This window comes from Pseudomonas sp. MM213 (assembly GCF_020423045.1).
Taxonomy (GTDB): Bacteria; Pseudomonadota; Gammaproteobacteria; order Pseudomonadales; family Pseudomonadaceae; genus Aquipseudomonas; species Aquipseudomonas migulae.
Map to the genome: position 1 here is coordinate 2,751,292 of NZ_CP081943.1, position 13,168 is coordinate 2,764,459.

At 63.1% G+C, this 13,168-nt stretch carries 1 protein-coding gene; it reads right to left on the reverse strand.

All coding sequences use genetic code 11. The features are described from left to right. Positions 1-25: 25 nt before the first annotated feature. Complete coding sequence (locus tag K5R88_RS12465; RefSeq protein WP_226300059.1) at positions 26-13,024, reverse strand: non-ribosomal peptide synthetase; 12,999 nt, start codon at positions 13,022-13,024, stop codon at positions 26-28. Between the last annotated feature and the right edge of the window lie 144 nt (positions 13,025-13,168).

Consider the following 13,168-nt stretch of genomic DNA (forward strand, 5'->3'; position numbering starts at 1 on the left):
AGGGGCCCTTACAGACGCTAGAGAATTACAGACCCTCCAACTCCGCCATCAAGTCATTCAACCGATCGACCTTGTCCTCGGTGATGTCACTCGCCGCCAACCCGTCGATATATTCAGCCAACTCCTCCACCGTGCTGCACTCGAACATCGCCCGCAGCGGCACGTCCCGTTGCAGGGCTTTCTGCACCCGCGACGCAATCTGCGTCGCCAGCAGCGAATGCCCGCCCAACTCGAAGAAGTTGTCGCGCACACCGACCTTTTCGACCTTCAACACCTCGGCCCAGATAACCGCCAACGTCTGCTCCAGTTCATTGCGCGGCGCCTGATAATCCTGGCTCTGCAACTGACCGATCTCCAGCGCCGGCAGCGCCTTGCGGTCCAGTTTGCCGTTGGCATTGAGCGGCATCCGTTCCAGCCACAACCAGTGCAGCGGCACCATGTATTCCGGCAGCTCGGCGCGCAGGCGTTGCTTGATGCGCTCCAGGCGCTCAGTCGGATTAAGTGAAGAATCAGTCGCGACCAAATAGCCGACCAGATGCTTGCCGTTCACGCCTTCCTGCACACCAACCGCCGCTTCGCGCACTTCCGGTTGCTCATGCAGACGCGCTTCGATTTCACCCAGCTCGATGCGGTAGCCGCGAATTTTCACTTGATGGTCGATGCGCCCAACGTACTCCAGCACGCCGTCACTGCGACGACGGGCGAGGTCGCCGGTGCGATACAAACGATCACCCGGCGCGCCAAACGGGTTCGGCACAAACACCTGCGCCGTACGCAGCGGATCGCTGACATAACCGCGCCCGACACCGGTGCCGGCCACGCACAGTTCGCCCACCGCACCCAACGGCACCAGGTCCAGCGCGCCATCGAGCAGGTACAAACGGTTGTTGTCGGTCGGCGTGCCAATCGGCAAGTAACTGCCGCGAGTCGACGCCATGTCGACACGGAAGAACGCCACGTCGTCCGAACATTCCGCCGGTCCGTAAGCATTCACCAGCCCGATGTCCGGGTAGCGCAGCAACCATTGATGGGCGAGTTCCGGCGGCATCGCTTCACCGGTCGGCAGCATCCAGCGCAGACCGTCGAGGCTCATGCGTTCCTGGGCGAGCATGCCTTGAATCAGCGACGGCACGCTTTCCAGCACGGTGATGCCCTGGGCCGATACATGCGCCAGCAAGCCTTGCGGATCGTGGGCGATGGTGTTCGGCACGATGTCCACCCGTGCACCGAACAACGGTGCGGCAAGGAACTGCCAGACCGAAATGTCGAAGCTTTGCGAAGCGGTCTGCGCGATCACATCGGCAGCGCTGAGGTTCAGGTACGGCAGCTTGCTCAATTGGTTGTTGAGCATGCCGCGTTGTTCGACCATCACACCTTTGGGCAGGCCGGTCGAACCCGAGGTGTAGATCACGTAGGCAAGGTTGTCCGGGCCGCTGTAGATGCCCGGATTCGCCACCGACACTTGGCTCGCCTGCACCTCTTCCCACACCAGCAACCGTGGCCGATTGGCGCAACCGAATTCCTCCAGCAACGCCACCGCCTGTTCGCGACAGGCCTGGGTGCAGACCAGCAACGGCGTGCGGCTCAGGTCGATGATCCGGCTCAGGCGCTGACTTGGCAGCCCCGGATCCAGCGGCAGATAACCCGCACCGGCCTTGAAGCTACCGATGATCATCCCGAGCAGATCGAGGTTACGTTCGGCCAGCAACGCCACCGGCTGATCCAGCCCGACACCGGCCGCGATCAACGCATGGCCGAGACGATTGCTGCGCTGGTTCAGTTCGGCGTAGCTGTGTTGCTGATCGAGGCAACTGGCGGCGATCCGTTGCGGATGCTGCGCAACCTGCGCTTCAAACAACGCAACGTAGCTCTGCTCCAACGGGTAATCGTGTTCGCTCTGGTTGCAGCCGTGAATCAGGAAATCCTGTTCCTCGGCACCCAGCAGCGGCAAGTCCGCCATGTCGCCATGGAAGCCTTCGACCAGTGCCAGCAACAGGCGCTTGAACTCGCCGAGCATGCGTTCAACGGTCGACTCATCGAAATAACGCTGGTCGTAAGACAGGTGCAAGCCCAGGTCATCGCCCGGATAGCACACCGCCGTCAGCGGGAAGTTGGTGTGGGTGCGGCCCGAATCCGAGGTCGCGTTGAGGCTCTGCGCACGGTCCAGTACCGAGACTTCCACCGGCGCGTTTTCAAACACGAACAAGCTGTCGAACAGCGGTTGGCCCTTCGGCAATTCGCTGTTTTCCTGAATGCTCACCAGCGGCAGGTATTCGTACTCGCGCAGTTGCATGTTGCTGTCGAGCAAGCCGCTCAGCCACTGGCGAACGCTGCAACGCTGGTCGTCTTCCGGCATCTTCACCCGCAGCGCGATGCTGTTGATGAACAGCCCGACGGTGCGTTGCATCTCCGGCATTTCCACCGGGCGCCCGGCCACCGTGACGCCGAACAGCACGTCGCGATCACCGCTCAAGCGCCGCAGCACCAGGGCCCACGCCGCTTGGGCGAAGGTGTTGATGGTCAGCTGATGGGCCTGCGCCAGTTCACGCAGTTGCGCGCCGTCGCGGGCATCGAGTCGGGTGTAGCGGTCGCCGACGATCATGCCGCCGCTGTCGCCGGCATGTTCACGCAGGAACGGCCGGTCACTCGGGATCGGCGTGGTCCGTTCGAAGCCTTGCAGGTTGGTTTTCCACCACTGCCGCGCCTCGGCCAGGCTCTGGCGTTGCAGCCAGCCGATGTAGTCGCGGTAGCGCGGCGGCACAGCCAGTTGAGCTTCGCGACCTTCACCCAACGCGGTGTAGATTTCGAAGAAATCGTTCATCAGCAACGAGCGGCACCAGGCATCGATGAGGATGTGGTGGTTGCTCATCATGAACCAGTAGCGCGCTTCGCCAACCTTGATCAAACGCAGGTGGAACGGTGCCTGATTCAGCAGATCGAACCCGGCTTCACGCTCGCTTTTCAGCAACGCCTGCAACTTGGGCTCTTGCTCGGCCTCGGCGATTGCCGTCCAGTCGAGGGACTCGATCGGCGTGCTGCCCGGCTTGTGGATAACCTGCAGCATGTCTTCGCCAACGTTCCAGCAGAACGATGCACGCAAGGCTTCGTGACGGGCGATCACCGCTTGCCAGGCCTCGGCAAAACGTTGCGGATCGAGCGCACTGTTGATGCGGTAGCGGTCCTGCATGTAATAGAGGCCGGTGCCCGGTTCGAGCAAGGTGTGCAGCAGCATGCCTTCCTGCATCGGGGTCAGCGGGTAGACGTCTTCGATGGCGGCGGCCGGAATCGGCAGTTCATCGAGTTGCGGCTGGGTCAGCTTCGCCAACGGGAAGTCCGACGGCGTCAGGCCGCCCGCCTCGTCATGCAGGCAATGCACGATCAGGCTCTGCAATTCGCCGAGGTAGGCGTCCGCCAGTTCACTGATGGTTTGCGGATCGTGGCGCTCGGCGCTGAAGGTCCAGCGCAGCACCAATTCGCCGCCGTAGACCTGACTGTCAATGCTCAGCTCGTTGGGCAGCGGCGCTTTCGGATCGTGGGCGGCACCGACCGGTTCATCCAGTGGACGGAACAACGCATCCGCGCCAAAGCTCTGGTCGAACTGGCCGAGGTAGTTGAAGGTGATCGGCGCCACCGGCAACACGGCCATGGCTTCGCGGCACAGGTCGTCGGCGAGGTAACGCAACACGCCATAGCCCAGCCCCTTGTGCGGCACGCCGCGCAGTTGTTCCTTGATCGCCTTGATCGAAGCGCCCTGGCCCGCGGCTTCTTCAATGTTGAAGGGTGTCAGGCGCAGCGGGTAGGCGCTGGTGAACCAGCCGACGGTGCGGGTCAGGTCGATCTCGTCGAACAGCGCCTCGCGACCGTGGCCTTCAAGTTGGATCAGCGCCGATTCATTACCGCTCCAGCGGCACAGCACGCGGGCCAGTGCCGTCAGCAACAGGTCGTTGACCTGGGTGCGATAGGCGCTCGGTGCCTGTTGCAGCAACTGGCGAGTGAACTCGCTGTCGAGGCGTACGCTGACGGTTTGCGCATGACGATTCTGCCGGCCGCCCTCAGGGCGATCACACGGCAATTCGACGCTCGGCCCGACCAGGTGCGACTGCCACCAGCTCAGTTCTTCACGCAGGGATTCGCTGCCGGCATACGCCTGCAAGCGGGCCGCCCAGTCCTTGAAGGCGCTGGTTTTCGCCGGCAGTTTCACCGACTGCCCAGCCGCCAGTTGGCGATATACCGTTTGCAGATCGTCCAGCAATACACGCCAGGAAACGCCGTCCACCACCAAGTGATGGATCGCGAAGAACAGCCGTTGCTGGCCCTCGGGACCATCGACCAGCAGCACCCGCATCAACGGCCCCTGTTCGAGGTCGAGGCTGCGCTGGGCATCGGCAAACAATGCCGCGCATTTATCCATCGCCGGCACATGCACTTGCCACAACACGGGGGCGCCTCCCACCTTCTGGTGCGCCGCCGTCCATGCGCCGCCGGCCTCGGTGAAGCGCAGGCGCAAGGCGTCGTGCTGCTCGATCACCGCCAGCAGCGCTTGCTCAAGGCGATGGGGTTCCAGCGCAACGGTCGGTTCCAGCAACAACGCCTGGTTCCAGTGCTGACGCTCGGGCATGTCGGTGTCGAAGAACCAGTGCTGGATCGGGGTCAGACGCGATTCGCCGGTGAGCAAACCCTGCTCGGCCGTAACCTGCTCGGTGCGGCTGGCCACGGCGGCGAGTGTTTGAACTGTCTGGTGCTGGAACAGGTCACGCGGGCTGAAGTGAATGCCCTGCTGTCGCGCGCGGCTGACCACCTGGATCGACAGGATCGAGTCGCCACCCAGTTCGAAGAAGTTGTCGTTGAGGCCGACCTGCGCGACGTTCAGCACTTCGCACCAGATCTGCGCCAACGTCAGTTCCAGCTCGTTGCTTGGCGCCACATAGTCCTGACGATTCAGCTCGGGGTCCGGTGCCGGCAACGCGCGACGGTCGAGTTTGCCGTTGGCAGTCAGCGGCATGCTCGCCAGCAGGATCAGGTGCGTCGGCACCATGTATTCCGGCAGTTGCGATTTCAGGTGAGCCTTGAGGGCTTCGCGCAGCTCGGCTTGTTGCGCTTCGTCCTGCTCAGCCACGTCGGTGACCAGATAGCCGACCAGTTGTTTGCCGCTCGGGGCGTCCAGCGCAAGCACCACCGCTTCACGGATCGATTCATGGTCCAGCAGACGGGTTTCGATCTCGCCCAGTTCGATGCGGAAACCGCGAATTTTCACTTGATGGTCGATGCGGCCGAGGTATTCCACCAGACCGTCGGCGCGCTGCCGCACGAGGTCGCCGGTGCGATAAATCCGCCCGCCATCCGTTGCAAACGGGTTGGCCACGAAGCGTTCCGCCGTGATGCCCGGACGGTCGTGATAACCCTGGGCCAGACCGGCACCGCCGACGTACAACTCACCGGTTGCACCTTGCGGCACCAGTGCCAGATCGGCATCGAGAATGTAGGCCACGCGAGCACCGATCACGCTGCCGATCGGCACACTGCCCAACCCTTCTTCAAGCTGCTGCGGTGCAAGACTGGCCAACGGCATGACCACGGTTTCGGTCGGGCCGTAGGCGTTGAAGAACAGGCTCGGTTTGAACGCTGCGCGAATGCGCTGCAAGTGCTCGCCGGTCAGGGCTTCACCGCCGGTGATGCACATGCGCACCGGCAAGGTTTCGCCCTGAGTCGCCAGCCACTGCGCCAATTGGCTGCCATAGCTTGGGGTGAAGCCGAGGATGTTGATGTTGTGGCGACGGATCAATCCGCAGATTTCTTCTGCGTCCCACTGCCCTTGAGCACGCAAGACCACTTGCGCACCGCTCAACAACGGCACCAGCAGACGCTCGGTCGCGGCGTCGAAGTTGATCGAATAGAAGTGCAGTTCGCAGTCGTCCGCACGCATGCCGAAACGCTCGATCACCGCGCGGCAGTGCATGGCGATTTCACCGTGGGACACCACCACGCCTTTCGGTTTGCCGGTGGAACCGGAGGTGTAAATCAGGTACGCCTGATGCTGCGGCAGGCTGATGAACGGCAGCTCGGTGGCCGGGTAGTTGACCAATTCGGCAGCGTCATCTTCAAGGCACCAGCGACTGACGGTTGTCGGCAGATCACCCAGGGCTTGGAACATCGCCGCATCGCTGAGCAGCAAACCGATGCCGCTGTCTTCGATCATGTAATGCAGGCGATCGAGCGGGTATTCCGGATCGAGCGGCACATAAGCGCCACCCGCCTTGAGGATCGCCAGCAGGCCGATGACCATTTCCAGCGACCGCTCAAGTGCCAGACCGACGCGAACCTGCGGCCCGACACCCCGTTCGCGCAGCATCCAGGCCAGGCGATTGGCGCGGCTGTCGAGTTCGGCGTAGCTCAGGGTTTGCCCGGCGAACGTCAGCGCCGGCGCATCCTTGCGCACCAGCGCCTGTTCACTGAACAGGTGATGAATGCACTGATCCAGTCGATGTTCACCCGGTTCGATGCCCAGGCTGTCGAGCAGCTTTTGCTGTTCCGTGGTTTCGAGCAACGGCAGTTCACTGAGGCGCTGTTGCGGATCGGCCAGCAACGCTTCCAGCAGATTGCGCCAGTGCCCGGCCATGCGCGCAATGCGCGGTTCATCGAACAGATCGGTGCTGTAAGTCAGGCAGCAACCCAACCGATGATCGAGGTCGGTCACTTCCAGGTTGAGGTCGAATTTGGTCGCTCGCGCATCGTTCGTCAGGTATTCGACCGTCATGCCGGCCAGCGTGCGGCTCTGCTGGAATTCCCAGCGCTGCACGTTGCACATCACCTGGAACAGCGGGTTGTACGCAGCGCTGCGCGGAGGCTGCAACGCTTCAACCAAATGATCGAACGGCAGGTCCTGATGGGACTGGCCTTCGATTACGGTGTGGCGCACTTGCTCGAACAGTTCGCCAACGGACATCTGCCCATCGAGCTGGCAACGCAGCACTTGGGTGTTGAGGAACGCACCGATCAGCCCTTCGCTTTCCGGGCGAATGCGGTTGGCCACCGGCGCGCCGATGCGCAGGTCGGTCTGGCCGCTGTAGCGGTAAAGCAGCACGGCCAGCGCGGCGGTCATGGTCATGAACAGGGTCAGGCCGTTTTGCGCGTTGAAGGCGCGGACCCGTGCCGCGAGATCATCGCTCAGGTCGAAACGGAACAGCTCGCCCTGATGGCTTTGCACCGCAGGACGCGGACGGTCAGCGGGCAATTCCAGCAGCGGATGTTCGCGGCCCAGTTGCGCGGTCCAGTAGTCGAGCTGGCGCTGACGCTCGCCGGATTCCAGCCACTGACGCTGCCAGACGCTGTAATCGAGGTATTGCACCGGCAGCGGCGCCAGTGGCGATTCGCGGTCATCGACGAACGCTTCGTAAAGCGCACTGAGTTCCCGGGCGAAAATGTCCATCGCCCAGCCTTCGGTGACGATGTGGTGCAGGGTCAGCACCAGGTAATGTTCCTGCTCGGCGGTCTTGACCAGGCAGGCGCGCAGCAGCGGTCCGGTTTCCAGATCGAAGGGTTGATGCGCTTCGCTGTCGGCCAGTGCCTGCACCCGCTGTTCGCGCAAATCGGCGTCCAGCGCGGAAAAATCCTTCCAGTCCATGCGCATCCCGGTTTCCGGGTGCACGCGCTGTTGCGCCACGCCGTCGATGCTCGGGAACGTGGTGCGCAAGGTTTCGTGACGCATGATCAGCGCTTGCAACGCCGTCTCGAAGCGCCCGATGTCCAGCACCCCGCGCAACCGCGCCATGCCGCCGACGTTGTAGGCCGGGCTGTCCGGCTCCATCTGCCAGAGGAACCACATGCGCTGCTGGGAATAGGACAGCGGCACCGGTTGGCTGCGGTCGACCTTTTCAATCGGCGGTTGTTTGTTGGTGTTGCCGCTGGCCTGAATCTGTTGAACCTGCCGGGAGAATGCCCCCAGCTCACTGTTTTCGAACAACGCGCGCAGCGGCAATTCGACGTCGCAGGCCTGACGGGTGCGGGAGATGATTTGCGTGGCCAGCAGCGAGTGGCCGCCTAGGGCGAAGAAGTCGTCGCGCAGACCGATCTGCTTCAAGCCCAGCACTTCGCGCCAGATCGCGGCGATCTGCTGTTCAAGTTCAGTGACCGGCTCAACGTGTTCGCGCACCTGCCATTGCGGTTCAGGCAAGGCACGACGGTCGAGTTTGCCACTTGGGCTGAGGGGCATTTCGTCAAGGCGCATCAGCTGCGCCGGGACCATGTACTCCGGCAGCTCGGCCGCCAGCGCGGCTTTCAGGCGAGCGGTTTGAGTGTCTTCGGATTCACTGGTTTCGATGGCCGTGTAGTAACCGATCAACTGCCCGCCAGCGGCGGTTTCGCGCACCAACACCACGGCTTGCGCGACCCCGTCCTGCGCCAGCAGACGCGCTTCGATTTCTTCCGGTTCGACGCGAAAGCCCCGCAGTTTGACCTGCTGATCGAGACGGCCGAGGTATTCGATCACGCCATCGGCGGTCCAACGGGCGCGGTCGCCGGTGCGATACAGACGTGCGCCCTGCTCGCCCAACGGGTCAACGACAAAACGTTCAGCCGTCAGCCCCGGACGCCCCAGATACCCCCGGGCCAGACCGATGCCGCTGATGCACAACTCACCGGGCACACCGGCCGGCACCGGGTAGAGCTCGCTGTCGAGCACGCGGCAAATCACGTTGCCCAACGGACGGCCAATCGGCGAGCGCTCGCCATCGGCCGTGCTGCAATGCCAATGAGTGACGTTGATCGCGGTTTCAGTCGGGCCATAACGGTTGTGCAGTTGCACGGCCGGCAGTTGCTCCAGCACGCGGTTGCGCAGTTCCGCCGGCAAGGCTTCGCCGCCCGAGAACACACGGCGCAGGCTGGTGCATTCGGCGGTGAGCGGCTCGTCGATAAACAATGAAAGCAGCGGCGGCACAAAGTGCAGCGTGGTCACCCCGTATTGCTGAACCAGTTGGGCAATGCGGTGCGGATCGCGGTGCTCACCGGGCCCGGCAATCAGCAAACGCGCCCCGGTGATCAGCGGCCAGAAGCATTCCCACACCGACACGTCAAAACTGATCGGCGCCTTTTGCATCAGCACGTCGGTGTCGTTCAGGCGATAGGTGTTCTGCATCCATTGCAGGCGTTCGGCGAGCGCCGCGTGAGTGTTGCCGACGCCCTTCGGCTGGCCGGTGGAGCCGGAGGTGTAAATCACGTAAGCGAGGTTGTCGCCGTGCAGATGCAGGCCCGGCGCCTGGCTCGGCCAGTTCTCCAGGTGCAGTGCATCCATAGCGATCACGCTGACACCATCGGTGGCCGGCAGCCGGTCGAGCAATTCGGTTTGGGTCAGGAGCAATTCGACGCCGCTGTCGCCGAGCATGTACGCCAGGCGCTCGGTCGGGTAATCCGGGTCCAGCGGCACGTAGGCACCACCGGCCTTGATGATCGCCAACAGGCCGATCAACAGTTGCGGCGAACGCTCGGCGGCGATGGCCACGCAAACGTCCGGGCCGACGCCTTTGTCGCGCAGGTAATGCGCGAGGCGGTTGGCCTGGGCGTGCAGTTCGGCGAAGCCCAGGCTGCCGCCGTCCCACAGCAGCGCGGTGCGCTCCGGGGTCAGGCGTGCCTGTTCGTTCAGCAGTTCCGGCAGCCATTGGCTGGCCGGTGTGCACGGTGCGACGCTCCACGAGGCTTGCTGATCGTGCTCGCTCGCGGTCAACAGTTGCAGGTCGCCGACGGTGGTGGCCGGCTGCTCGCAAATGGCCCGCAGCAGGTTGCTGAAATGCTCGGCCAGACGCTCGATGGTAGTGGCGTCAAACAGCTCGCTGGCATAGTCGAACGACAGACTCAGGCGACCGTTACGGTCTTCCTCGCTGTGCAATTGCAAATCGAACTTGGCTTCGCGGCTGTGCCACGGCAGTTCTTCGGCGAGCAACCCGGGCAAGCGACGCAGTGCGCTCAGGTCCCGTTGCTGATGGTTGAACATGACCTGGAACAAGCCTTGTTCGCGAGCCTGCGGGAACGCTTCCAGCAGTTGCTCGAACGGCAGGTCCTGATGCGCCTGGGCGCCCAAGGCCGTCTGGCGGGTTTGCGCCAACAGTTCAACAAACGGCAACCGCGAATCCACCTCGGCGCGCAGCACCTGGGTGTTGATGAAGAAACCGATCAGGCCCTGGGTTTCCAGGCGCGGACGGTTGGCGTTCGGCACGCCGATGCGAATGTCGGTTTGGCCGCTGTAGCGGTGCAACAGGCTCTGGAACGCCGTGAGCAACAGCATGAATGAGGTGGCGTCGTGGGCCTGGGCGGTCTGGCGAATCGCCTCGCTGAGGGGGGCAGCCAAACGCACGGTGTGGCGCGCGGCGCTGTGACGGTGTTGCGCCGAACGCGGGTGATCAGTGGCCAGGCTCAGGGTCGGATGCTCATCGCCCAACTGCGTTTTCCAGTAGGCCAGTTGCCGCTCGCCCTCACCTTGCGCCAGCCATTGACGCTGCCAGCTGCCGTAGTCGGCGTACTGGGTCGGCAATGGCGCGAGCGATGCCGTTTGCCCTTGGGACGCAGCGGCATACAGGCGCGAAAACTCGTCGATCAGCACGTTCAGCGACCAACCATCGGCGATGATGTGGTGCAGCGTCACCAGCAACTGGTGATCCTCGTCATCGAGGCGCACCAGCGTCACCCACAGCAGCGGACCTTTCTCCAGATCGAACTGAGTGCGCGCTTCATCCTCGCGGATTTGCTGCGCGCGGGCTTCACGCTCGGCGACGGGCAAATCGCTGATGTCGATCCGTTGCAGGTTGAATTCGCCAGCGGCAATGACCTGTTGCAGCGCCACGCCGTCACGTTCGAAGAAGCGCGTGCGCAGGGATTCGTGGCGTTCGATCAGGTGCTGGAAGCTGGCGCGCAGGGCGTCTTCATCCAGTTCGCCACGCAAACGCAAGGCGCCGGGAATGTTGTAGGCGCTGCTTTGCGGGTCCAGTTGCCAGGTAATCCACAAACGGTTTTGCGCGAGGGATTGCGGCATCGCTTCGCTGCGCGACAGCGTGCTGATCGCGCCCTGGGCCAGGCCGCCGTCCTGTTGCTGCTGCGCGACCACCGCGGTAAATGCACCGAGGGTCGGCGCTTCGAACAGCAGGCGCAGGTTCAGCTCCAGACCCAACTCTTCGCGCAGGCGCGCAACCACTTGCGTGGCGGCAATGGAGTTGCCGCCGAGCAGGAAGAAGTGATCATCGGCGCTGATCTGTTTCACCTGCAATTGCTCGGCCCAGATCTGGCCGATCAAGCTTTGCAGCTCGGAACCCGACTCGGTTTTGGCCTGGTTTTCAGGGGTCGCCGATGGGAACAGTGCGTAGCTGTCGAGGCTGCCATCCGCCAGCCGATTGCGGCACGCCGAACGTTGCAGCTTGCCGCTGGAGGTTTTTGGCAATGCGCCCGGATTGAGTAACACCACCACGCTCGGTGCTTCCTGATACGCCTCGGCCACCGCTTGGCGGATGGCTTTGATCAGTGACTCGGGCGGCAGGATTTTCTGCACGCTGCGGCTGATTTCCGCGGCGATGCCGATGCCTTCCTGACCGTCGATATTCACGGCGAACGCGGCGACGCGACCTTTGCGCACCACTTCCACTTCACGCTCGATGGTCTGCTCGATGTCCTGCGGGTACAGGTTGTGACCGCGAACGATCAGCATGTCTTTCAGGCGACCGGTGATGAACAGCTCGCCGTTGCGCATGAAACCCAGGTCGCCGGTGCGCAGCCAGGTTTTGCCGTCGTGTTGAACGAAGGTCTTGGCGCTGGCCTCGGGGTTGCGCCAATAGCCATGGGCGATGCTCGGCCCGGTGGCCCAGACTTCGCCGACTGTGTTGTCGGCCAGTTCGGTCAGCGCCAATGGATCGATAATCAGCACCGCGTGATCCGGCTGGCTGATGCCGCAACTCATGATCGCGCTGCCTTCACCCGCTTTGGCACGGTTTTGCGCCAACGCCTGATCATCCACGCGCAGGTTGCCGATGCCTTGACCACGGGGTGTGCCGGCGACGAACAACGTGGCCTCGGCCAAGCCGTAAGACGCCATGAAACTGTCCGGGGTGAAACCGCAAGTCGCGAACTTCTCGGCGAAACGGTCGAGGGTGTCGAGGCGAATCGGTTCGGAACCGGAATACGCCACGCGCCAGCCGCTGAGGTCGAGGCGTTCCAGCGCCGATTCACTGACACGTTCGCTGCACAGACGGTAGGCAAAATCCGGCCCACCGCTGATGGTGCCGCCGTACTCGCTGATCGCTTCGAGCCAGCGCAGCGGCCGACCGAGGAAGTACGCCGGCGACATCAACACGCACGGCACGCCGCTGAAAATCGGCTGCAACAGACCGCCGATCAAACCCATGTCGTGGTACAGCGGCAGCCAGCTGACGATCACGTCGTCAGGGTTCAGGTCGATGCCGAAACCGTGGCGAATGAGCAACTCATTGGCGACCAGGTTGCCATGACTGACTTGCACGCCTTTTGGCAGCGCGGTGGAGCCCGAGGTGTATTGCAGGAAGGCGATGTGGTCGCCTTCGAGATTCGGTTCAGTCCACTTTGCGGCCAGTGCACCGTCGAGGGTGTCGACGCACAGCAGCGGCGGCGCGCCTTCGATTTGCAGCAACGCATCGCGCAGGCCGGCGCTGGTCAGCAGCAGGCGCGGTTCGGCGTCGCTGATGATCGATAGCAGGCGCTCCTGATGATGACGCTTGGCCGACTCCGGCGGATAAGCCGGCACCGCGATCACGCCCGCATACAGGCAACCAAAAAACGCCGCGACGTAATCCGGACCGCTGGGAAACAGCAGCACCGCGCGATCACCAAAGTCAGTTTCGGCCTGCAACGCGCCGGCAATGGTGCGCGCCCGCTGATCCAGTTCGCGATAACTGAGCACCACCGTCTGATCCGGGGTTTCGGCGAGAAAACGCAAGGCCACCCGATCCGGCGTCAGGGCCGCGCGGCGCTGAAGGGCTTGGACCAGTGTGCCAGGTATTTTGAACGCGTCGGTCATGAGGTTTCCTGCCTGAATTCGGCTTGCAAGTGGAATCGGTTTTCTGCTTTCACGCCCCATCAGGGGCATGCAGGACGCGGTCTTCGCCGACCGCGCGAGGCATTGGGAATGCTGTTTTGGCCGGGGCTTGCGCCCGGAGCCATT